This is a genomic window from Paenibacillus glucanolyticus, assembly GCF_037333485.1.
GTDB lineage: Bacteria > Bacillota > Bacilli > Paenibacillales > Paenibacillaceae > Paenibacillus_AQ > Paenibacillus_AQ glucanolyticus.
The window spans coordinates 5,496,952-5,521,080 of record NZ_CP147845.1 but is presented as its reverse complement, the minus strand read 5'-3'; the positions used below and the strand labels follow the sequence as shown (position 1 = coordinate 5,521,080).

The following is a 24,129-nucleotide window of genomic DNA, read 5'->3' as shown; positions in this document are numbered from 1 at the left end:
TGTTCCCGCATACGGTGCATGTTGAATGTTGCTCACTGTTGGTCAGGAAAGACTAATAGTTGAGGTGTATTGGCGGGAAAAGTGAAGAAGTGGGTTAATAGCCCACTTCTTTTTTTATGCTTAGATGTCCTTTCTGTACCCATACTTAAAAGTCCAAAAAAAGTATTTTTCAATTTCAATCGGAAGTATGGAAGGTAATTTTTTCTGTGAATTTCATTCTTTGTTAATAGAAGATAGTAATAATGCAGGAATTTATGTCTTTATATTAGCGTCAAACAGTACATTAACACTTTTCTTTTCTTTTGCAGTCCAACGTCTCATATAACATTTTCCTCAGTCCATACTTATGTGTATCTTACTGCTTGGTCTACTAATAGGGAATATAATTTTGTTATTCAACGAAAAAAACACCCAGTCGAGGGACCAGACATCATCTATTTCAGCACTCCTAGGAGAGAGTTTGGTACATATATTCCCCATTCTGCCGGGCTGTAGAGAAAGTCTCGACAGGCTAGAAAGCAGTAGACTTTTTGTCTACTGCTTCTCGTTCATTTCACTTATCAAAAAGCTTTTGTCTACAAACTTCAAGAATTTCTTTCAAAGCGGTCGAGATACACAACAATGCTCCAAGATGTCGCAAAATCAATTCGGCAGAAACCTTGTTGAGTGAAATGTTCTAATATGAGTCTAGCCCGAAGAGGTATTGAGCCGTGATGTACTACGATGCCAAAGTGATGAACTCGCCAGTAGAGGCATCATGGGTATAAAATATTTGTCCAATATTTTTCTGCTCGTACTGCAAGGCTGCGGCATTTTCATCAATTTCAATATGATTTTTCTTAAGCTGAGCTTCGGGATTTGCTATAATTATCAACTTTTATCCAATGAGATCGGTATTTTTTTGAATATTGAATATATATTGTGTTTTTCGGGAAGCTATAGTATTAAAATCCATTAATACTATATAAAGGGTGATTAATGTGAAGCACTATATTTTTGTAGCTGGCTTTGATTATCAATTTAAAAATGTGGATTTCTATCTGCTTTGCGATAATCGAGTAAAGCGCATATTAGTTGCAAATAAAACAAAGGAAGATCTAACATTTAAAATCTTTGACTTTCGTCGAGGAGATCTCATATCTCTTTCAGTTACATATCCCAAAGGTAAGCTCACTATCCTTACTTCAAAATTAACGCCCTCTCCTTACAAGAAGCTTACTCTAGATAATTATAATCGTTCGGAAGAACATGGTGAGAGCCACTACTCTTTAAAAGACGGTCAGCGTAATATTCTATCCATTCTTGATGTATATAGAGAAGTTCAACAGATTGGCTCATCTGTCCCTGGTTCTCTTATGGAACTGAGCTTTTTTTCACATGCATGGATGGGGGGACCTATTCTGGTCAATAGCTCCGATGACGAAAGAGTCTACATCACAAACAGATCCACAAGCACATCAGTTGCATTCGACCTTCCTTCAGGAGCACGTGATCCAGATGACATGGACCCTAGGGCTACAAAAGACTTTACTTACCCCGCAATGGATGACGCTTCATTAAAAAACTTTCAACAAGCGTTCCATAAAACCGGGTATGTATGGATCTGGGGATGCGCCTTTTATAAGCACCTTCACGAGTTTTTAACAAAAATCGAGAAACATTCTGCATACAAAGAAACGGGGCTGCACGATGACACCATATTCAAATTTACAAATTTGGATCAAATATATAGACAAATGTTAGAAAATTGGCTTCCTGAATTTAATACTCTATTCACGAATAAGACAAGAATCGAGCTCAAGTTCAAACATTTGAAATATCTATTCTCAAAAATGGTCGTTGCAAGCTATTCTTACCAGATCGCTAAGAATGCAAGAGTCAAGACCTACGGTGGCTTACTCGGAACTTTTTCGGATTTTGATAAAGGCCCACCTCTTCCCTTAATGCGAATAAACCGGAGCTTTCATCGTCACCTAAACTTCTATAAGAATTACCTTGGCTTTTCATTTGACCCAGAAGGCCGTTTGTATGGGGAATATAACCCTGATTACTCTTTCAGCATCCCCTCTCTATAAAAACACTTAAAGGAGCGAGTTGTTACATGTTAGAAGAGATCTTTCGTTTTGTAAATGTACGTCCTGTCCAAAAGGCATCCGAAAATGACTTGTTAAGAAATTTTGCATCCTACAGTGCTACACAAAAATCCCCTTTCCACGCCAAGATAGAGCAGCTTAAGGGTCCAGATGCGCGATCTCAAGCATCACAATTAGCTTCTGAACGATTAGATCAGAATGAGCAGACATCTCATTTAACAATCATTCAAAGGGCTGCCCGAGGAGCCTCCCACGAAAATAGTGTATCTAAGGCCATTCAGGAAGCCGAGTATGTACTGGGACAGGATCTTTCATTATTTTTACAGAGCGAGAGGGCTCAATTTCTAAAAGATATGGCGTGGGATCGTTTATATGCTCACACTCTCGTTCCGGAGAAACATCCTGAAGACAGGGAATTTGTGTATGACGGGGTACGGGCTATTCACTTGCTTGAATTGCTTGCAACACAAGATTACCATGATAAACCTCTATCAGCTGGGGAATTAGCTTTAGTGAGGGCAATTATTCCCTCTACAGTTATCCCCAAGATTTCTACCCTTGACAAATCGCTTGAGAACCATTATTCAAAACAAATCCTTCATGAACTGAATAAAACTTTCGAGCAATTCGATGCCCTTAATAGGGCGATCGACGAAATAACGAAGATTGAAGAAGCGCACAAAAAACAAAGTCGATTGATTAACATTACAAACGATAAATTGAATTCAGGCAGGACTAAATCTCAAGATATTGAAGGTTTTCAAGTCACGCGAGATAATCACCAACTAACCATGCATGCCCCTTGGACATTTGATTTTACTGATCAAACCTATGTAAGTTCCTCTACTCAGGAGTTACTCTTAAGATTAAATATATCAAGAGGAGTATACTTTGAAGATATCAAGGAGATTATGGAGCGCGAAAAATATCAAGTTGCCTCCAATTACATAAACTCCTTTCCAATTGTAGAACTAAACTATGTGTGGAACGCGGAAAAATTTCAAAAACTACTAGAAAATGTACCTGTTGTAAACAACGCTTTTCTTCAAGTTACCGAGTCACCTGATCCAGGTTCTGCTAGCGCACGGGGCATCCAACCACTTGGAGTAGGTGATTTATTAGTTGTCAAACAAGAGCTTGATCATTACTGTACAGGAGAAATTGCTCATATCGAAAATGTACTCCAATCCGAGTATAAAAAAAGAATCCACAGTCGTGTAAGCGAGCATGAGGAAACCATCATAACTGAATCTGAAGATCTTGAAGAAAATGAGAAAGATCTACAATCCACCGAAAGATTTGAATTGCAAAAAGAATCATCTAATACCCTAGAGAATCTAACGAAAATTGACGCAGGGGTCTCAGTCACAGCTAGTTATGGCGCGGTTAAGATGACTGCACATGCCGATTATGCAACTAGCCAGACATCAACAGAATCAAATCAAAGCGCCTCGAGCTTCGCTAGAGAGATAACGGATAAGTCTGTACAGCGCGTTATGCACCGAGCTCGCGAAGTACGTACACGCAGGACTCTGGAACGCATAGAAGAAACCAACGAGCATGGATTTCAGCCCAATAACAGTAGTAATGTGGTCGGCATCTATAGGTGGGTGGATAAGTATTATAAGGCAAAGTTGATTAATTATGGTCGCCGATTAATGCTGGAGTTCATCATTCCTGAACCTGCTGCGTTTTACCTTTACGTTGATTCTAACAAAACAATCCCGGGTGTAAAAAACTCAAAACCAGTTCCTCCCAATATTGGGGGAAGACCTCTTGCTCCATACCATATAGATAAATACAACTATATGGATTTGATCTCACAGTACAATGTTCAGGATGCTGAGCCTTATCCAACTGAGTTCATCTATATTTCTGCATCTGCAGCCGAGAGCACCGACAAAGACGCAAACATAAATATTGTGAAGATGTATGAGAACAAACTAACCTTACCCGATGATTATAGATGTATTGATGTATTTGGATATAAAGTAGTAAATGGATACAATGGAACCTATCTAGATTGTTTAGTTGCTGGTGTCAACTTATCCTCTGGTTCAGGAACATTTTCAGAGGTTCAAGGAACAGTCCCGTTTACTGTTATCGCTAATTGTCTTGGATTTAATCTCAGTCTTGTAGCTAGATGCAGAATTAGTGCCAAAAAACATGAAGAATGGCAGCTTAAAGCTTATGCGGCTATAATGAAAGCCTATAAAGACGCCCTTGATGACTACAATGCTCAAATCGATGCTTCACAAATACAAGCGGGTATACAGATCCAAGGGCGAAATCCTGATCTTAATCGAAAAATTGAACGCGAGGAATTAAGAAAAGGAGCTCTCCGATTATTAACTAACGATTTTGCACAAACAAGGGTTGGAGGCGTATGGAGATTAAACGAAGAATTTAGTTCTCTAAGTACAGGAACATTTGCTTTTCCTGAAATTCAAATAAATGAAGCATTAGTGGAAGGGAAAATTATCCAATTCTTTGAACAGGCTTTTGAATGGGACAACATCACCTATCGATTTTATCCATATTTCTGGGGGGATAAGAAAAGATGGATGGATATTTTTCCTCTCACAGATACAGATCCATTATTCACTGATTTTTTACGAGCAGGAGCGGCACGAGTAGTAATTCCCGTTCAGCTTGCATACACCGAAACAGTGCTGCATTACATGGCAACAAATGAGATATGGAATGGCGGAAATCCACCGACAATTGATGACCCGCTATATATCTCAATAATTGAAGAGATAAAAAGGGATCATGGGGTCGATGTTAGTGATATTCCAGTTTGTTCAAAAGATTCAGAAACCCCTTGTTTGGTAAAGGAATGGAATATCAAGCTTCCGACTACATTAGTGTATCTACAAAAGGATTCGGAATTACCCGATTGTAAATCCAACCAAGCTGTCGAGTAATGCTTTCTAACCATGGCAAAATGGTTTAAAAGGAGAATGGTTAAAAGAGACTTTACTGGTTATTTCAGCAAGGTCTCTTCTCACCACTTCATCAGGAGTAATCTAAGTGTTCTTCTTTGTCTGTCGAAACACGAATATATACTGCACATCTCATAGTTACGCCGCCTCTTCACTATGAGATGTATTGGCGTTACCGTCATTATACATTAAGCCGTCCTGCTGTTGCATAATCCGATCAATCTCAGCATCAATCAATGGAAATAGCAGACAAATAAATGATTCTTTCCCATCAAAAGACCTTTCGACTTTCAATATCATCATCTGGTTAGTGGTCGCTTCCTGTGTCAGCAGGGGCAAAAGGCCGTCTTCTGCACACATGGATGCCTCGCAGCTCCAGAAGCTTCTGAACCGTGTGGACGATGTGCTGATTCACCTATCTGGTAGAGTAGCATCCAATCCTTTCGAGTTGTATCGCTCGATTTTTTAAAGATATGCATTTAAATATTGAAAGCATATTGAAACAAGATATCATTATACGCAGATACTGGAGGTATCTTCAATAATCATTCAACTTGACAATTCTGAAGTGATTTCCTGATATATGATTGTCGAGTAATTCAACATATGAGGGGGGATTTCAATGGGTGTCATAGAGTTCATAAATCGCTTTCAAAAAGATATCCTGATGTAGATAGATTTGAGTTTGCAGAACATCAAGAAATTAGAGAATTTGAAGATAGATTAGGGGTAAAACTACCACTATCGTTTTGTACTTTTCTAAGTGAGTGCTCTATTGGGAGTTTTTTACTTGCTTGTGAACCTATTGGTGGGATAAGGGAAGAGTCACCTTGTGGGGCAATATGTAAAAGTCATGTGATTCTTCCGGATCTCCCAGATAAAATACACATTCGAGAGACAGATGAGCTCATTGATTCCAATCGTCTTATTTCCTTAACGATGTTTGATGCTGTTGAGAACTCTAATAATCACTGGGTATTCATATGTGAGGAAGGAATCCCTAATAACGAGTACAATAAAAAGCCAAGGCTAATGCAGCGATCAGCCTTGGCTTTTTTCTCCGTTCTCTAATTCACTGATATCCGATCACTCCACTCGCGAATAGATGCTAAGTTCATCTTGGGAGCATTGCTGCAGTTAAGCTACCATAACACTAAAGCTCCTGCAAAGTTAAGGATGAATAAGAGTACCGCTAACTTTTAACTTATCACGAATTTCAGCATACCTTTCTAGATCGCCATGATTTAGCTTAGACTGTATATGCTCAATGGTTGTGCAGCATCTTACGATGTTGATCGCGTTATTGTTGGTATAAGAGAATTCTAAACTATCCAGTATATATTCTGAGCCTTTTTGAATGTTATCCTTCCGTATATAATACATACCGACATCGGTAAGGAAATTAGAAAAGCGGTCATCAATTATTTGTTCGGTATAACTGCCAACTGATTCTCGTCGCTTGAGATGATCCTTGATCAGATTCTCAAATCTTTCGAGATATTCATCAAATTCAAAGTGATACATGTTAGCTGCTTGGATGATTTTAAATAAAGCTCTTAGTATTTCGTTCTCCCTGGAAGAGATATACTCGATGTATGGTTCAAGTACGTCTATGTTGCCTTTCATTAGTTCATATAGATAACGGTTGCCTCTAGCCCATTCCCTGAATTGTTCCTTGGTACGTTCGGCAGCTTCATCTGATTCTATAATCCAGCTTTGATCCTCATAATAGGATAAATAACAAATTGCTTGATCATAATCATCGTTATCTGCAGCTATGGAGCCTAACAGCAGATCAGAGTATAAAATATATCCAAACAACGGCTTGGCTGGCTCTATAGGCTTCCTATGAGGCCTATTTTTATTATGTTTATGTGCGTACAGCATTCTGGAGATGCGTCCCATTTCCTGAGCATAGTACTTTGCTTTATTCCTTTTGTTTAAGGACAACAACGTGTTAGTTAAATCTTTTAAAGCATCTAATTGTACCCCTTCAGGAAGTCGCTTGATATAAGCTTCAAATTGTATGGTACAGTTCAGATTATGCTCCTGATCCGAGTTTAGGGAGCAAGTAAATATCCTGTATTGACACAAACCTAATCTTTCGGCATGCTGGTGTTTTTCACTTTCTGCAACTTTTTTGTATATGATCAGAGCAGCTTCCCGATTTCCTTTGTGAAATAGTGCTTCAGCGCTATCAAAAAGAAGGGATGAATAAGCTGGGTTATCGATGATCAAATCAACAGCCTGATCGATGCAGTTGAGTTTCCCTAGCTCGGCACATCGCATGATAAAGGGGCCAAGTCGCCTCCAGTTCAGAGTTGACTCATTTACATATAGAGAATAAAAATATCCTTCTTCCAGATTCATGGCTTTCGTAATTAAATCAAGACTTGAAACGGAAAGGGGCTGGTTTCCATTGATAAAGCGGCTTAGGGTTCCCGAATTGATTCCCGATTTAATTGCAAAAGAGGAAATGCTGAGTTTTTCCTTCTCCAAGTAACGTAATAGCTCCGTACTGATTGTTCTATCTGTAGGTACCAAAGATATTCGCCTCCAGATCCACATTCCATATTTAGGGAAATGACTTATATAAGTAAGTTAATGTATAAATATACGATGGGTCAATAGCTTTGTAGTATGATTAGGGAGACATTCTAAAATCAAGGGGAAAAACGCAGCTAGTAATTAATTCTACTGAATGGAGTATACAGAGGAGTACGTCGCCTTTTAAGAGAAGGATCGGATGAATCACCAATACATGTAGAACGGAGCTCTCTTATGTTTGAAAAATTAAAGTCCTTGTTCAAATCCTCTGATAAGCCAAAGAAAAAGCCGGCTCAACATACGAATAAAGCCAAAACATCAGGAAACAACACCAAACCCAAGGTTCAGCCTACTCGAATTGGTGAACTGGGTGAGCATAAGATTAATATTCAACTAGACCAACTTCCCCAAGGATGTAAATATGTAAGTGATTTAATGGTGACGAATTCGAAGTCCCATACGGGCTATTCGCAGATCGACCATGTGGTAATCACGCCACAAGGATTGTTTGTTGTCGAGACGAAGAACTATACGGGAGAGATTAAGGGAACAAGAGAGAATAAGTCATGGACAGTTAGTAACCGGTTTAAAATGTATAATCCCTTTATGCAAAATTACGGCCATATTCAAGCAATCAAAAGTTTGCTCCCTGACTACCAAAAGAGCCGTTACATTTCTTTGGTTTCTTTTACAATGCGCTGTAGATTCAGCGTAGATCCGGAACTAAGAAAAATCCAATCGGACGAACTGATTGTGTACGATGTCGAACTGTCCGAATATATTCAGCGCAAAATGAATCGGATTCAAGCTGAGAAGACAGACGCGATTCTAACGGAATCTGATATTCAGAAGATTTATCAATCATTGGTCGAAGCGAATATTACCGATCTGAAGATTCGGGCTGAGCATGTGGATAAGGCAAGATTACGTTAATATAACGAAGATATGATGACACTAGAAATGAAGGCTTATATATGAAAGGCAAATTCTCTACAATGGCATTATTGCTGAGTTTGGCAGTTTTCTTTTCGTTTACGGGTGATGTCTCCGCTGCAGTAAAGAAACCGAAAGACATCTTTGCTGAAAAGTATCCTAATGAAGTTGTTAAAATAGTCAAAACCGATGACATTAACAATGACAAGAAAAAAGAATCGTTCATTCTCACTGAATCAGGTAATTTTTATCTGATTAACGTAAAGGGACATGTTGTTTTAATTAATACTGGCATTGTAAGTGATGAAGACTTTGAACCACCGACGATCCAAGTGTTTACAGTATCGAAGAACGAGAAACATGTGGCTGTTACGTTCTCTTATGTCCCCTCGAATACCCAGTTATATGTATATCGACTTCAATATGGGACATTGAGTAAGGTTCTTCAGTTGCTGGGGGATCAGGAAGTTATGATTGATTCAAAGGGTAAAGTACATCAGTACTGGAAGAACTTCAGAGACGAAGGCGGCTGGGATCTGGCAGAGGGAATATTCACTTGGAGTACAAAGACCAATAAGTACAATGGTTCGGGAAAATATGTGCAACGGGGTAATTCCTAAGGAGATACAGTGCATGTGGAATGTTGCACACTGTTATTAAGGAAAGGCTAAGTCGAAGCCCATGTGAGTAAACTGGAGGGTAGCGGAAGGCTACCCCACCAAATACAAATGAAAATATTAATTGATGTGGAATCCTTCGCTTTACTCTGTCTTCCCATAACTTTAGAAATTTAGTTATTTTAAATCAAACTTCCCTGTCACTATAGTGTCATTGCCATAAAACTGCCGCGAAATACGGGTAGTCGGGCTTTGAGAAAATAGGAGGATTCAACCTAATGAAGAATCTCTCTCGCGGAATTTTATCTTTATGTTTAATCGGAGCATTACTTCTCTCTGCATGCGGGAAATCAGATGACACTGACACTGTTTCTAATAGCGAAGAACCTACCACCACAACAAGCCTAGCAACTTCAACCAACAATACACCAACAAACACAGAAAGTCTGATCGAACCAGTCGAGAAAGAAGCAATTAAGGTCATTACAGCAGCCGATTTTAAGAAAGGCGTCTCTATTGACTTTGACAAATATAAAGGCAGCTTCTTTGACGACAACATTATCTCCAAATTAAGGAACAATCTTGAATCGGTTGTGGAGAACAACAAAGAAACGTTTAAAGAGAATCTGAATAAGGAGTCTTTGGAATCTATAAGAGAAGGCTTCTATTACACAAACGAAAGCGATCAATTTATGTTCTATGATTTGGATCTCATAGAAAAAGTCGATCAACCAGAACAAAATTAGAGTAGGCGTGCGCTTTGCAAAAAAATCCTCAGACGGGAGTGTTGAAAATCAAGGAATTACCTACTTCTTTACTAAAAACGAAGCAGGAGGATGGGGTATTGAAAATATAGATTAAAACCCATACAAAAAATAGAGGCGGCTCCTCGTAAGGAGCCGCCTTGTTGTTGTTTAAGTAAATTCGTTATCTCAGGATCGGCAGTAATGCGGACTTCCGGATATTACTCCTTATAAGTTTGGACGTATTGGTAAACGTCCGCTGCCGTTTCTAATGATCAGGTGCAGTCTGCCGGTCGCTTTTCATGCCGTTGTATTGTTTGAATTGTAATAGTCTGATTAAAAAAATTATGGAATTAACTTAAAAAAACGGAAATAAAGTAAGATCATAGCACATTTAAAACCTGTGGCATGTCTCATGGGAGCGCTACAGATAAATAAAAAAACAAGGAGGTTTGAAAATGACTAATAAAAGGTTTCCTTTTAAGCGCTTATCACTTTTGGTAATTTTAGCAGTATTTCTATTCACATTCTGTGCAGCCTTACCATCAGTAAACGCAGCCGCTAGAGGAGCATGGGCTCCAAATACCGCATATGCAGTAAATGACACAGTAACCTATAGTGGAAGCACTTATACTTGTCTTCAGGCACATACTTCTCTCGTAGGTTGGGAACCGTCCAATGTTCCCGCTTTATGGCAGAAAGGCGGTAGCGACGGAACTACGCCACCAACCCCACCACCGACAACGAATGGAGTAACATTCTATGCAGATATAAACTATGGAGGAAAAGCAGTGACACTCGGGATAGGCAATTATACACTGTCTCAGTTGAACGCAAACGGAATTCCGAATGACTGGATGTCGTCTCTTAAGGTTCCAAGCGGTTGGACGGTTGAAGTATATGAGAATGATAATTTTGGAGGAACAAAGTGGACCTTTACTTCAGATTCTTCCTGGGTTGGCAACACGATCAATGACAAAATGTCATCGGTCAAGATTTATACGGGTTCACCATCTCCTATAGTAACAAAGCCTGCCGAGGTTCCGAGCCATATATGGACATATGTCATGAATGCGGACAATGCCTATGGGAAAGGCGGAGATTTTGCTTTATTGCTAAGTGCTGTTATCAAAAAGGAAAGCAGCTTTGGAGCAGGTTTACCAGGTAGTCCATCGGCCGGCGACGGATTGATGCAGGTAGAACCAAACACACGCAATGCGTATTTATCTCAATTCAGCTCAAAATTTGGCCGTGCGTATAATCATAGCAGTGAACAAGATCAGGTATATCTGGGTGCGTTGATTTTAAATGAGAAGATTACGAAGTTTGGAAATATCTACAACGGATTATTACACTACAACGGTGGAGATAACTGGTATCCGGGAGCTACGGATTCTTATGGCCGTCCTATTCTGGCAGATCAATATGCAGATGCAGTTTACGCTACTTATAAGGGCTATGGCGGAAAGAATTAAGGTGTTATGCCATGAAGAATAGCCTCAGTATGGATACAATCTTATAAACAAATTAAGAAGACGAATTATGACAAGACACTGAGAAATTCTAAGGAATATAGGATCGAACTAAGAGAACTGCCATTCAAGGCGGTTCTCTTGTTTCCGTATATGGCTATAATCATGGTATGATAGACCTTCATCCAAGGGAATTATTTTACCTTTAGAATATATGTTATTTTAATCAAACTAGCCTGGCACTATAGGTGGCATTGCCATAAATCTGCCGCGAAGTACGGGTGAATCAGGCTTTAAGAATATAGGGGGATTACATGTCCTGGACCAAATTGAAGCAACAACTGGAGAGTTTTCTCTCTCCTGCGTTACATGGAAGGGTCGAATACCGGTCAACCAGTTATCGTTATCTACCTGATAAATCCGGAATTTGTTACCTTGCCGTAGATAAAAAGAACGTCCTTAATATGTGATACAACGGGCTTCATCCGATGGTATCAGACAGAGCAGGAAATTAAGAATGATCCGAATATCCAAATTCCGATCAGCCACGAGGAAATTGAAGCGATCAGACAGGATACCAAGGGGACCGTTCCCGAGGATCGTCTTCAAGTCATTGCAAGAAGCCGGAAAATTTCAGAGCTTGCAAAAGAGCTTTTGTCCGCGCAGGCCGCATTAAGTAAATCCAATTTCACTGTGGTAGCTACTACGTTTTTATCGACTTCTATAGATGAAAGCTTGGAGAGCAATGATATCTTATTGAATATTTTAGCTTTGGTGGACAGACGAGTTGGCAAAAAGCGAATTTTAAACATGAGCGAGAAAATGAAGTTAAAGCATCCCATTGTGCAGTTTTTTTATGAACTACGGCTCAGTACGCTATAAAAATGAACTTGCAGCGCTTAATTTCTCGCTCTAACTCAGCTATAGATTTGCAGTTTCGACTCTTCACGTGGTCTTTCATATGACCGTTTGTTGTTGAGGAAATACTTATAAGATAGGATCAATATATGATAGCATCAATATATCCATTCCCTGAAATTGCAAAATCGTTCCAATTTGTCACCATTACTTGGTATGTACCAGGAGGTACGTTCCATATCTCTGCTGTGGTGTTCGTGTGTGTAAATCTCCCAGAGATGAGGACTGGCTTTCCAAAATAATTTCTGTTAACGAGTGTATAATGCACGTCGGGGGCTTTGTTACTATCAGTAGCCCACTGAACAACAGTAATCCTGAATTTCGATCTACTAGTGAATTCACCTGAGAAATGGCCCCCATCGTTTGGGCCCAAATTATTAAAAGCCCAAGACATATTAGCCATAGGTTTAATATTACCTTCTGGTTGAGTTTCTGTGGATTCTACCATCAATGATTCCATAGGAATGACATTTCTTATTGCCTCGTAATATTCTTCCTCAGTAAGTTCACTTAGGATTGAGTCTGTATTCACGATTTCAGAATATGGCGGCGCAAGAATGGTGCTGATTTTTTATTCCATAGGATTAATGATTTTAGCTGTTATTTTCTTTATGTTGTTTGGTCATTTTGCGAATTAAGTCACATCCTTCTCAGCATGTCAGGGTAGGTTTAATCAAGTGGTCGCATTTTGTTGCGATTATGTATTCGAAAGCGATGTTTGAAGCCGTTAAGAAGGAATCTTATTCGATCGCTGAAGCATGAAGTGGAGAAGATGATCATCTCAACGTTGACTATTGGCTGGGAAGGATGTGGCTCATTGATTCGAACTATGGTGGCACTGGATTTTCCCATTGACGATGCTGATAGTAAAAAGGAACGAGGATGCTAACATCCTCGCTCTTAACAATATCAGCCTTGAGGGCGGTGCCAGTTGCAGGACTAGAAATATGTCGATACCCCATTCACTCACGGCCTATTTCTCTTTTTGTTTTGCTTCACTTTGGAGTCGTTTTATCAACCGTTTTTGGGTTGTGCATTAACTTCATTCGGAATAATCCCTTTCAAACATATAATCTGCTACCTTTTGCCAACGGTGACGGATAGATTTAAATCATTTCCAAGTTGATGAGCCCCACCAACCAGTTGCAATTTTTACAAAAAGGTAATTTCCACCCCCGATAGTTGGTAAAAGTGAGGTATCGATGGTGTGTGGTGTATAACGGTAAAGAGAATAGGTGGCTCTATTATCTACCCAAACATAGTTTTTGTACGTTACCCCGCCGGAAGTTACAGATTTACCAAAATTAATACTAGTAACAGTGCCATCAGGTAGCTTTATTGGGTACCCAGATGATGGTGATTGGGTATAACGATTTTTAAGAGTTTGTGTTCCACCGGAAATCTGATAGTTAAATCCGCCTTTTGATCGATCATCACCAGAATCGGTTGCTCCATAACCCATTGCATAATAGAACCGTCGAGAACTATAATCAACGGATCCTGGCTTAGCAGAAATTAGAGAAGATTCCTTTTGCAGAGTTGCCAGTATAACCTTGGGATTAACTTCGTTTGTTGTGGCAGCTGTACTAATAGCTGAAGCGGCATTGATGGTATGACCATTAAAATATGGATTACCATTCGAGTCTAAATAATAGATTAGAACAACATTTTTCAAAACTGAGTCTCTATTCTCAAAGAATGTCTGAATAGCTGATGAGCTCATGGTTGAAGAATTGGTAAAGTCAGTATCTGTTATTAGAGTATTCATATTAACTCCCGAAATAACTGTACTTTCATATGCAAAGGGAACTATGGGATAGGGAATAGGAATGTTTTCTGATGTGTCTAATGGAACCTGCTCGTTTTCATTAACAAGGTTCTTTTCATTCACAAAAGCCGAGTTTGCATAAGTTTTAATACTTAGAGAATTCGTTTTTTTGTCAAGCTCATAGATCTGCATCCCGTTATACGAATCTGTTGAAGATATCATTTCGCCGTCTGCGTCATACTGGTAATTAATAACATTACCATCGCTATGGAATTCGTTAAGAATATTCCCGTTTTCATCGTATAACATTACGTTAACGTCTCTGTTTGTCAAAACGTATTCCTTGATCTGATTAATAGAGGATAACCTTTCTTGTTGTGGTACAGCGATTTGATCAGCTGATGCTAGATTTGGCATCAATAGGACTAAGGCAATGACCGAAAAAAAACTTCTTCAAAATCCCAACTCCTTTTGGCTAATACCGATACAAATTACATATTCTTCTTTTTAATGGTAAATTCATCCTTTGTTTAAAAAATTTTTATAGGGGTGATTCATATTAACTTAAAAAAAGTTTTGTTATGCGTTGTTCTAGTTGCTTTGATCGTAACTTCCTGTTCGCCAAGAAATCAGGATCAAATAGAAGAATCCGTAAAATTGGATATGATAAATATTTATATGTACCGTAATGATTCCAGTCGCGTTCAACCCGAATTGATCAATGTTCAAAGTGACCCTGATTTGCTGAGGAATGCCGCACAATGGGCACAGGGTGGAGAACCCGAACCGTTGCCTAATATTCAAGAAATTAAACAAATGTATGTCTTTCAGTTTCAATTTCGCAATGGTGATACCATCCAAGATGTCTATTACATGTACATTACGGATACGAATAATGAGCATTACATGAAGGAATTTGATGGGAGTCTTAAAAAAGATACGGACAAATTTGATGCTTCAGAAAAAGAACGGATATTAAATTTAATAGGACTTGAAGGCTGGGAAAAGGTTTCAGCATCAGACTTATTAAATTCGTGATTGTTAGATTGAATAAATTAGATTGAATTCGTTGCGAAGCGTATCACGTTTTTTACGACAGACAAGGCATTTTTGATCTTCTATCAAGTAGAGAATCTGTGATATATTGCGGGATCCGAATTCAGGATCTGGAGAAGGAAGACCCGCCGGTCTATCTGTGCGCGTGGAACTCCCCCGACTGACAGCTGGAAAATCGATCGCTTCAACGTTTTCTCGCTGCCAAGGCACTCGTGCAGTTAGGTGTCGAGGATCGGATGCCATATTGGGCCATTTTCGATGAGAGCATGTGGAGTTTGTCCGACTATCGCAGATGTATGTGTTTAGAGGAACCGGAGCATGAGATGGAGGAAGGATCAGAACTGAACGCGTGGAAAATCTACGTGAAGGACGATGTGCTGATCGTGTTTGAACTCGACGTATCCGAAGAGGAGACGGATGAACTGTTGGCTGTATACCTGGCGTCCTTTCAGAGAGCGAGCATGGAGAATTTACTGAGCGAGATGGGTAAGGCAAACAATTTGCCTACGTTTCGAACGAATCTTTCAGCAGATCGATAGATATGTAATGCAATACAGAGGAATGAAGATGCTCACTTCTAACAACAGCCGCCATTAAGGGCGGAAAGTAGTGACAGGGACAAGAAATAGGCCGTTTTCGCAATCCACGGGCTCGGAACAAAGAGCCCAGGATCACGAACGGCTGAGATCAGGGCCAGTAACACAAGGCTACCCATTCGAGGTGGTTATTCCACAGGATTTACCGATCGAAGGGGTTATCCTTTCTGATCAGATTAAGAGCCTCGATTGGCAATCTCGCCAAGCCAAGTTTATTTGCAGAGTTCCAAAGAAGACCTTGGATGAGGTTCTGCATAAGGTCGATTTGTTGATTCACTAACCGTACACTATGATATACAAGCCGTTCCCTCGTTTGAGTTTTAATGGAGCGGTTTTTCCCTATAAAATACATTTAGAAGGTATATATGCATGATCATAAATCGATTTTAGGAAAGCAAGAAACACATCGACCAGCATCTCCTAAAGAAAAGTGACGCAGCAGTATAAGAAATTTAATGAGAAATTGATTGAAATATTTTAAAGAATGTAGGATCGAACTATTATAACTGCCATTCATGGCGGTTCCTCTTGTTTCTATACATGACCATAATCATGGTATGATAGATCTTCACCCACGGGTAATATTTTAACTTTAGAAATTTTGTTATTTTATATCAAACTAGTCTGGCACTATAGGTGTCATTGCCATAAATCTACCGCGAAATACGGGTAGTAAGGCTTTGAGAACATAGGAGGATAGATGTCCTGGAGCAAATTAAAGCAACAACTGGAGAGCTTTCTCTCTCCTGCGTTACTTGGTAGGGTCGAATACCGGGCAACCAGTTATCGTTATCTACCTGCTAAATCCGGAATTTGTTATCTTGCCGTAGATAAAAAGAACATACTCAATATGAGTGATACAACGGGCTCCATCCGATGGTATTAGACGGAGCAGGAAATTAAGAATGATCCGGATATCCAAATTCCTATCAGCCATGATGAAATTGAAGCGATCAGAAAGGATACCTAGGGGACCGTACCCGAGGATCGTCTTAAAGTCATTGCAAGAAGCAGAAAAATTTCAGAGCTTGCAAAAGAGCTTTTGTCAGCACAGGCCGTATTAAGTAAATCCAATTTTGTCGTAGTAGCTACTAAGTTTTTATCGATTTCTATAGATGAAAGCTTGGAGAGTCATGATATCTTATTGAATATTTTAGCTTTGGTGGACAGACGAGTTGGCAAAAAGCGAATTTTAAACATGAGCGAGAAAATGAAGTTAAAGCATCCCATTGGTATCTGTGATTATTATAGTAATGAATATAGCGCTTAATTTCTCGCTCTAACTCAGCTATAGATTTGCAGTTTCGACTCTTTACGTGGTCTTTCATATGACCGAAAAAAGACTCCTAAGGAGCGTTATCTGCGCGTCGGTGACAACCAGACTGTTCAGTTGCTCCATTATTTCTTTCACTGGAATACCATCCAATCTCATTTCAATGGCTTTCTCCTTTACTTCTACCGGATAGCTGACTCTTGTTGCCAAAGCAAAAACACCCCCAAGGTGGTCTCCATATCTTACGACATGGTTATCACTTGAAGGTGTTTTAATTTGTCTTACGCTATAGGGTCAGTCCCGCTTGCTTCTTGGAAACCTTTTTCACTTTCTAGCCTTCATCTTTGAATGTTAGACCAGGGAAAACGTATCCGATGATATTATTTTTATTTTTTTTCGTAATAATATCCTCTTATTATCAACTGCTTTGTATCTTCGGTCACTTCCTCACCAATATCTCCTCTAACAACTTCCTCTCGTGGAAATTGTTTTGGAAAAGGTGCATAATAAAATTCTCCATGTTCAGTTACTACACTTTCCACCGGTTCTGTTCGAGCTTTTCTATCGTATTCAATTTTCCAATCTGGTAATGCTTCTTTTGGAGGAGTGGTGTCATTAATAGTCGAGTCTACAACTTGCTTAGTATCTATAAGTTCTCTGATTATAAAAAATGAGCCCATTAATACAAGACAACATGATGTAATGATTATAGATATTCTTAAACGCTTCTTGTTCATGATCATCACCCCTTCTGAGTTGTTATTAATTGTTAAAAAACTTAAAAGATACCATCGATATATCCATTTCCAGAAATCGCAAAGTCGTTCAAATTAGTCACCATTACTTGGTATGTACCAGGAGGTACGTTCCATATCTCTTTTGTTTCGTTCGTATGTGTAAATCTCCCATAGATGAGGGCTGGCGTTTCAAAATAATCTCTGTTGACGAGTGTATAATTCACAGAGGGGGCTTTGTTACTATTAGTAGCCCACTGAACAACAGTAATCTTGAATTTAGTTGCTGAAGAAGTGAATTCACCTGAGAAGTGGGCCCCACCAGATGGACCGGGTGGTTGCAAATTATCAAAAGCCCAAGACATATTAGCCATAGGTTTAATATTACCTTCTGGTTGAGTTTCTGTGGGTTCTACCATCAATGATTCTATAGGAATAGCATTTCTTACTGCCTCGTGATATTCTTCCTCAGTAAGATCACTTAAAATTGAGTCTGAATTCACAATTTCAGAATATAGCGGAAAAAAAATTGCCAAATTGCTTTCAGCAGCCTCTGCATTAGGGGCGGTACCAGTGTAGTACTATGTCACAACCTTATATCATTTGGGAATATTTCACAAAACAAGTTTAACATAAAGGTTTATATTTGCAAATAAAGTAATATATTCTCAATATTATAGACGTTTTATCAACTTTGAGTCGGTGTAGTCGTACCTCTCGCCCCCTATTGATCTCGCATAAATTTAAATATTTTCTAGTCAAACCATAACCAACAACGTCTAGTGATATCTTTTGACAGTTAAGCCACAAGGGACTGGTCGCTGTTAGTAGTATCGGGTCTTTTGGGAAATCCCAATCCTTAAATTTCTTTTGTACGACCAGGAATTTATTTTGTGTGAATCGGACATTAAAGGGTGAGTGAACGTGAACGATGAGAATAGTTGGAATTGAATATCCAGAAGTATGTCAATAAACCGAACTGTGAATGCTGGGGCATTCATGATTCGTTGGCCGGCTTCTATTCCGTTCTAAAATGAGCGGAGGAGAAAGAGGACAAACTTGATGAAGACCATGCATAGTTTAATGACGTTTGGAGAATGCGCCGCTGGGCACAAACTACGGTTTGTTACGAACGAAAAGAAACGACGGAAAGTAGCAAACCTACTTATGGGAAAGCCCTTTCGTGATTAATATATCTCGATGATTTATAATTATATTTACTTACTCATTTAGAAAACGATTAGCTGATCTTGAAATGATAGATTTACTTTACTATCTCTCTTTGTACAATATTGGCAGCGAAAGGATCAGAATTACCCGCGTGTCCTAATATATTTTGGCAACTCTGGTCAATGCTATATTACCTATTATATATAGAAAGTCTACGGGGCGGACATCCATTTGTGAGATAGGGTCAAAACACCAATCAAATTAAGAAGCCAGTCATCGGTAATCAATCGGCGACTGGTTATCGAACGGTCTGTTCAATGAGTGCGAAGAGCCGGCAGGTTTAAACATGGCAGATATGATGAAGTTAAAGCATCCGATTGTGCAGTATTTTTATGAATTGCGGCGCAATACGTTATGAACATGAACTTGCATTGACGTGAGCACATCGTTTTTAGGAGTGTATTCACTGCTGCTACGATTAACATATACTGCCGTTTGATTTATGTTGCTTAAACATGCTATAAGTTAGGAAAAAGCAAGAGTTTGAACAGTTTGTATTTACTATTTCGGGATAAAGATTTTTCCTGGTTATTTAAAGAGGGGTATTGGATATGACGGATAATTTTTGGCGTGATTTGCCACGACCTTTTTTTGTACTGGCGCCCATGGAAGATGTGACGGATGTTGTGTTTCGCCATGTCGTAAGTGAAGCAGCCAGGCCGGACGTGTTTTTTACGGAGTTTGCGAATACCGAGAGCTACTGTCACCCGGAGGGGAACCACAGTGTGCGCGGACGTTTGACTTTTACAGAGGATGAACAGCCCATGGTAGCCCATATCTGGGGAGATAAGCCGGAATATTTTCGTCAGATGAGTATCGGCATGGCGAAGGAAGGCTTTAAAGGCATCGATATTAATATGGGTTGTCCTGTAGCGAATGTAGCTGAGAATGGGAAGGGAAGCGGTCTGATCTGCCGTCCCGACATTGCAGCGGAACTTATCCAGGCCGCCAAAGCCGGGGGACTTCCCGTCAGTGTAAAAACAAGGCTCGGTTTTAGCAGCGTAGACGAATGGCGCGGCTGGTTAACCCATATCTTGAAACAAGACATTGTGAATCTGTCCATTCATCTGCGAACAAGAGAGGAAATGAGCAAGGTAGATGCTCACTGGGAACTGATTCCGGAGATTAAGAAGCTTCGTGATGAGGTGGCACCCGATACACTGCTAACCATTAATGGAGATATTCCGGACCGTCAGACTGGCCTTAAGCTCGCTGAACAATACGGCGTGGATGGCATTATGATTGGCCGCGGCATTTTTCAGAATCCGTTTGCTTTTGAGAAGGAGCCGAAGGAACACAGCAGTGAGGAATTGCTTGATCTGCTGCGGCTGCATCTGGATCTCCATGATCACTATTCTGCACAGCTGCCACGTTCGTTCAGCCCTCTTGCCCGCTTCTTCAAAATCTATGTCCGTGGATTCCGAGGAGCAAGTGAACTCAGAAATAGCTTAATGAACGCTAAGTCCACACGTGAAGTACGTGCGTTGCTCGATGAGTTTGGAAGCAAGGATCATGATGAGGCAGATGAACGCGGAAATTAAATTAATTGGCTGGAGAAACAACAAACGAGTGGCATAGCTTTTTGTTTGTGAATACTCAAGCTTTGGCAAAAAATGGAGCCGCTTTCATCGCATAGCTATGTATTTGTTGAGTGGAACAGGGTGCTTCAAGAGAACAAGTAACATTTTGAAAAACATGGCTGACTTGGCTGTGTTTTTTCTTTTGGAAACAGCAGAGAAGAATGATTAGCAGAAATACTGGTAGAGGAATGACTTATTGAACAGAAACTCCGTCAACAGCATACATTACCTTATTTGTTCTCAAATTTGATCATAGAGGATAAGTGCTGGTTATTGTTGATGGATATAGATAGGCCACCTCAAGGATGGTTATGAATATCAAACAAGGAGGAGCAATTTTACAGTATAGAGGTAAGTCTGGAGAGCCATGTTATCTTGTTGAATAATCTTCCTTTGGAAGACAGACGAGTTGGCAAAAAACGAGTTCTGAACATATCCAAGAAAATAAAGTTAAAGCATCCAGCCTCGTGCAGTATTTTTATGGATTACGGCGTAGTACATTTGTGAAACCGTTAAGATGATATGCGAGATAGTGGATGCCTGCAAAATGCCACGCGTGGCGGGCCGCTATCTTAGCCGGAGATACCTTTGTCTATGGGGGAGGACGTTACTGCGTCCTCCTTTTAATTTGCCTTAAATCATCAAAGGTGAATCTGTTCAGCGATACGTTGCATCATAAACGGCGGAACGCTCATACCGCACACGTAATGTACATCCGAATCAATGAAATCATAGTTGCTCGGAAAGATCTGCATCCAAATGATATCCGTATCAGAGATCTGTTACGGTACGTCATCGCGTAGGATGGTTGGCTAGCGTGTTCGCGATTTTTGATTCTTAACCAGTATAGTGTTGAAGTTGCTAGTTTTTCCCTCTTCGCGTTCAGTCACATCTCCCATGTTTTGGTCAGGAGGACGTTTCTTGTACCAACGTTGGAAAGTCTTACTTTCTGGATTAGTTGGCGGTCCCTGATCGGCCCGAATCTCCCTATACTGTATAGGCGCCTCATTGAATTTCAATTTAAGTTTCGGGAAAGGTGTGTCTTCCGGTGCGGCCACAAAGAAGACTCGCTCACGTTTCTGTGGGACCCCTATCGTTGCTGAATTAAGTAGGAATAACTGCGGCTTGTATCCGATTTGTCTCGTGCCCTATAAGACCAGACTAACGAATCCTTTTGCCTTACCAATAAGCTTACCTTTAACGTTCTCTGCCACGATCACACGGGACTGGAGCTTCTCGGCCAATCGAGAAATCAAAGAATTGATTCATCTAACTGCTGACAGCCGGACACCTTATTAAGTGCGAGATTAAGATGACGTTCCTGTTGATCATCTAGATCGAAGACACTCACGGCCAACTCCATATGTCATTGTTCATGGACCATGATCTTATACCGCTGATGACCGCCGACCATGTTGTCGGTACAATTGTTCCAAACGATCGGCTCTACATAGACGAATTCCTCAATGCTACGCTTCAAATTTCCATATTTTGAATATATCGGTTGTAAATCCAGCCCTAGCCACGGGGATCGAAAAAAAGGAGTTGCTTTTGATTATCAAGACAACGCCAAACTTATTGCTGTTAATCCAAGTACCTTTACATATTTAGGTAGAGGGTTCGCAGCCTCAGCCACATATTCAATCACGTTCACCAATTACCACGGGTATGCACGAAGCTTTTATGGACATACTTGGAATACGACTGGAATCTCAAGTGTATCGTTTGGCGGTACAGGATCTACCTATGGAGTGACAATAAACTTCTCAAGCAAATCTAACCGTTTCCCAGCATATAGTAATGCTGATAAAACTTTTTAATAATTTTATTTTAGAGTATTATAGTCAACAGAGCTGCTTTATGCATCTCTGTTGACTTATTTAAATTGCAGGGGGAAGTTATGCGTAAAAAAACACTTCTAGGTTTATCAGTCATGCTTATTCTGATCTTCATAATCATCTTAGTTGTAGTGCAGTTTTCAAAAAAAGACCAAATTAAAGGTTTTGAAAATAGGTTAAAAAATAATGGATATGAAATTCAAGAAATTCAGAAACCAGTCTCAATAAATGTTCATATTAAACCAGAGTGGATCGCAAATAAAACTGAAAACACGAAAAAAGTAGAAGTAACCATTTTAGAAAAAAATAACACGAAAATAATATTGGAGAATGTTCAATATAGAGAAAATGATATATATTTCACTTTTAAAACATCAACTAAGATCAATAAAGACGATAGCGTCTTTCTGTCTAATAATGTATTCAATGCAGATGGAACATCACATGCTTATGCTCCAAATAACCTTTTTGAAATTACGACCAGCAAAAAAGAAATCATACCACTGGGGCAGATTGCATTTGAAGAGAATTCAGGATTTTCATTTGGAGTACCAGTTGAGAACTATCATTCAATAAAAAATGGATTTGATTTAAAGTACTCAGGATTTATTTTGTATAGTTACTTCAAAAATTAAACGATAAACCAAAAAGAGTAGGCCACTTTAGAATAGGAAAACATGAGCTCTCTTTGATTTCTTTTTTCTCAATTCTCATGATGTTGTTCGTAAAACAAAACATTGAAATATGCTCTGATAGAGCTCATGATCAACTTATTGTCTGAACATAGCAAATGATATCAGAAAAAAAGACGAACCCGTAATTGGGTTCGTCTTTTGGTGATTTTGCAGGTTGAGTCAAGTTTGTGTCCGTTATACCAGCTTCTTCTTAAAGAACTTCATACCCTATATAGTTTTCTCTTCTATAAAAAAGACTATCATAACCGTTTATTGCATCTCCTACCTCTGAAAGCAAATCTCTTTTAGCATGTAATAATAACAATTCGTCGAAAAAACGTTCATTAATAGGACTCAACAAAGATCCTAGATGAGGTTTGAATTTTTTAATAGTCCTTGGTCTCCATCCTCGTGTGAATGAAGAGAGGCTTTCAAGCGCATAAAATATATCCTCAAAATGACTTTTTCTGGTGAAAAATAATTATCCAATTTCGTGGGAACTTCATTAAAAAATGGCACTCTGTTGATATTTTGAGTCTTAGGATCATATATTTCCTGTACTCTTGCCCTCACCCTATAAGTGAGGTCTACTGATAGTGGTCCACCTATGTCTACACTTGCACCCGCTCCTAGTAATGCTGTAACACGCGCCATGTAAACCTCCACTATTAAATTCATATTTCTAAGCTACCATATATTTTAGTCGAAATCATAGATAAGAATTATCGTTAGCTATATCTGCAACAGGATGGGACTTCTCACTACTTAAAAGCTGCTGCAAGAGTTGTCAAGGCATCACTCCTGACCTGCCTAAAAAAACTATCGCTAATCCCAAACTCCCCACAACTTATATATTCAAACCTACCTTAATTCTGACTGTAATACTGATTTACTAAGTAAAAAAGGCGAAAAGAGGTACTCTTCGGTCATATGCCGCATTCATGCAGCCATGAGTGTCATTCTCGCCTTTTTCTATGGTTACATCCTATCACGGGAAAACTTTCATGTGGTGCTCAACTTAGAGTCACTTTAGAGTCAATTTGTGTTCATATCGTGGTCAATAAATTCCAGAGCATCAGTCTGCCGGTTTGTCAGGTTCTTCTGTCATGCCG

General features: G+C 39.5%; 18 protein-coding genes and 4 pseudogenes. 13 read left to right on the top strand and 9 right to left on the bottom strand.

Features of this window, described 5'->3' with window-relative positions; all coding sequences use genetic code 11:
- Positions 1-980: 980 nt before the first annotated feature.
- Together WDY75_RS25830 and WDY75_RS25825 are read left to right on the top strand one after the other, a co-directional pair.
- Positions 981-2,075: a hypothetical protein gene (locus WDY75_RS25830; RefSeq protein WP_063478649.1), complete on the top strand. Its 1,095-nt coding sequence runs from the start codon at positions 981-983 to the stop codon at positions 2,073-2,075.
- A gap of 26 nt (positions 2,076-2,101) precedes the next feature.
- Positions 2,102-5,020, top strand: a complete 2,919-nt coding sequence (locus WDY75_RS25825) for a hypothetical protein (protein WP_063478650.1) — start codon at positions 2,102-2,104, stop codon at positions 5,018-5,020.
- A 156-nt stretch (positions 5,021-5,176) separates the two neighbouring features.
- Here WDY75_RS25825 and WDY75_RS25820 read toward each other — a convergent pair whose 3' ends face one another.
- Together WDY75_RS25820 and WDY75_RS25815 are read right to left on the bottom strand one after the other, a co-directional pair.
- Positions 5,177-5,398 carry a hypothetical protein gene (locus WDY75_RS25820; RefSeq protein WP_063478651.1) on the bottom strand — a complete coding sequence of 74 codons (222 nt, stop codon included), beginning with the start codon at positions 5,396-5,398 and terminating at the stop codon, positions 5,177-5,179.
- Between the two features lie 810 nt (positions 5,399-6,208).
- Positions 6,209-7,582, bottom strand: coding sequence for a helix-turn-helix domain-containing protein (locus WDY75_RS25815; RefSeq protein WP_063478652.1), 1,374 nt, complete (start codon positions 7,580-7,582; stop codon positions 6,209-6,211).
- A 237-nt stretch (positions 7,583-7,819) separates the two neighbouring features.
- On the opposite strand from WDY75_RS25815, the gene WDY75_RS25810 reads away from it, so the two are divergent.
- The 5 genes and pseudogenes from WDY75_RS25810 to WDY75_RS25790 all read left to right on the top strand — a co-directional run bounded on the left by WDY75_RS25810 (position 7,820) and on the right by WDY75_RS25790 (position 12,232).
- A complete protein-coding gene (locus WDY75_RS25810; RefSeq protein ID WP_063478653.1) occupies positions 7,820-8,518 on the top strand; it encodes a nuclease-related domain-containing protein in 699 nt (232 codons plus the stop codon).
- A gap of 41 nt (positions 8,519-8,559) precedes the next feature.
- The gene (locus WDY75_RS25805; RefSeq protein WP_063478654.1) at positions 8,560-9,138 is read left to right on the top strand and encodes a hypothetical protein; all 579 of its coding nucleotides are present in this window, start codon (positions 8,560-8,562) and stop codon (positions 9,136-9,138) included.
- 275 nt (positions 9,139-9,413) lie between these two features.
- Positions 9,414-9,881 carry a hypothetical protein gene (locus WDY75_RS25800; protein WP_063478655.1) on the top strand — a complete coding sequence of 156 codons (468 nt, stop codon included), beginning with the start codon at positions 9,414-9,416 and terminating at the stop codon, positions 9,879-9,881.
- Between the two features lie 455 nt (positions 9,882-10,336).
- Entirely contained in the window at positions 10,337-11,353 is a 1,017-nt protein-coding gene (locus WDY75_RS25795) for a carbohydrate-binding protein (RefSeq protein ID WP_036640813.1), read from the top strand.
- Positions 11,354-11,664: 311 nt separating this feature from the next.
- Positions 11,665-12,232, top strand: a pseudogene (locus WDY75_RS25790) (hypothetical protein).
- Positions 12,233-13,379: 1,147 nt separating this feature from the next.
- Here the strand turns inward: WDY75_RS25790 and WDY75_RS25785 are convergent.
- Positions 13,380-14,345: an RHS repeat domain-containing protein gene (locus WDY75_RS25785; protein ID WP_063479746.1), complete on the bottom strand. Its 966-nt coding sequence runs from the start codon at positions 14,343-14,345 to the stop codon at positions 13,380-13,382.
- Positions 14,346-14,699: 354 nt separating this feature from the next.
- Here WDY75_RS25785 and WDY75_RS25780 point away from each other — a divergent pair, with 354 nt between their 5' ends.
- The 4 genes and pseudogenes from WDY75_RS25780 to WDY75_RS25765 all read left to right on the top strand — a co-directional run bounded on the left by WDY75_RS25780 (position 14,700) and on the right by WDY75_RS25765 (position 16,958).
- Positions 14,700-15,074: a hypothetical protein gene (locus tag WDY75_RS25780; RefSeq protein ID WP_338842216.1), complete on the top strand. Its 375-nt coding sequence runs from the start codon at positions 14,700-14,702 to the stop codon at positions 15,072-15,074.
- Positions 15,075-15,328: 254 nt separating this feature from the next.
- On the top strand, positions 15,329-15,631 hold the full coding sequence (locus WDY75_RS25775; protein ID WP_006208365.1) for a hypothetical protein: 303 nt from the start codon (positions 15,329-15,331) through the stop codon (positions 15,629-15,631).
- 70 nt (positions 15,632-15,701) lie between these two features.
- Positions 15,702-15,968 carry a type II toxin-antitoxin system PemK/MazF family toxin gene (locus WDY75_RS25770; RefSeq protein ID WP_268741780.1) on the top strand — a complete coding sequence of 89 codons (267 nt, stop codon included), beginning with the start codon at positions 15,702-15,704 and terminating at the stop codon, positions 15,966-15,968.
- A gap of 420 nt (positions 15,969-16,388) precedes the next feature.
- A pseudogene (locus WDY75_RS25765) lies at positions 16,389-16,958 on the top strand (hypothetical protein).
- Between the two features lie 13 nt (positions 16,959-16,971).
- On the opposite strand, the pseudogene WDY75_RS25760 reads toward WDY75_RS25765, so the two are convergent.
- From WDY75_RS25760 to WDY75_RS25750, 4 genes and pseudogenes are all read right to left on the bottom strand, one after another.
- A pseudogene (locus tag WDY75_RS25760) lies at positions 16,972-17,016 on the bottom strand (hypothetical protein); the annotation flags it as partial.
- Positions 17,017-17,048: 32 nt separating this feature from the next.
- A pseudogene (locus WDY75_RS30825) lies at positions 17,049-17,171 on the bottom strand (IS3 family transposase); the annotation flags it as partial.
- 176 nt (positions 17,172-17,347) lie between these two features.
- Entirely contained in the window at positions 17,348-17,698 is a 351-nt protein-coding gene (locus WDY75_RS25755; RefSeq protein ID WP_063478657.1) for a hypothetical protein, read from the bottom strand.
- A gap of 41 nt (positions 17,699-17,739) precedes the next feature.
- Positions 17,740-18,231, bottom strand: a complete 492-nt coding sequence (locus WDY75_RS25750) for a hypothetical protein (protein WP_040680279.1) — start codon at positions 18,229-18,231, stop codon at positions 17,740-17,742.
- Between the two features lie 1,245 nt (positions 18,232-19,476).
- Between WDY75_RS25750 and WDY75_RS25745 the strand changes: the two genes are divergently transcribed.
- Positions 19,477-20,466 (top strand): tRNA dihydrouridine synthase, encoded by a 990-nt coding sequence (locus WDY75_RS25745; RefSeq protein WP_006208370.1) that lies wholly within the window; start codon positions 19,477-19,479, stop codon positions 20,464-20,466.
- A gap of 851 nt (positions 20,467-21,317) precedes the next feature.
- Here the strand turns inward: WDY75_RS25745 and WDY75_RS30820 are convergent.
- The gene (locus WDY75_RS30820) at positions 21,318-21,599 is read right to left on the bottom strand and encodes a hypothetical protein (RefSeq protein ID WP_409348342.1); all 282 of its coding nucleotides are present in this window, start codon (positions 21,597-21,599) and stop codon (positions 21,318-21,320) included.
- Between the two features lie 806 nt (positions 21,600-22,405).
- Between WDY75_RS30820 and WDY75_RS25740 the strand changes: the two genes are divergently transcribed.
- A complete protein-coding gene (locus tag WDY75_RS25740; protein WP_063478658.1) occupies positions 22,406-22,978 on the top strand; it encodes a hypothetical protein in 573 nt (190 codons plus the stop codon).
- A gap of 405 nt (positions 22,979-23,383) precedes the next feature.
- Here the strand turns inward: WDY75_RS25740 and WDY75_RS25735 are convergent, their stop codons facing one another.
- On the bottom strand, positions 23,384-23,671 hold the full coding sequence (locus WDY75_RS25735; protein WP_063478659.1) for a hypothetical protein: 288 nt from the start codon (positions 23,669-23,671) through the stop codon (positions 23,384-23,386).
- Positions 23,672-24,129: the final 458 nt, after the last annotated feature.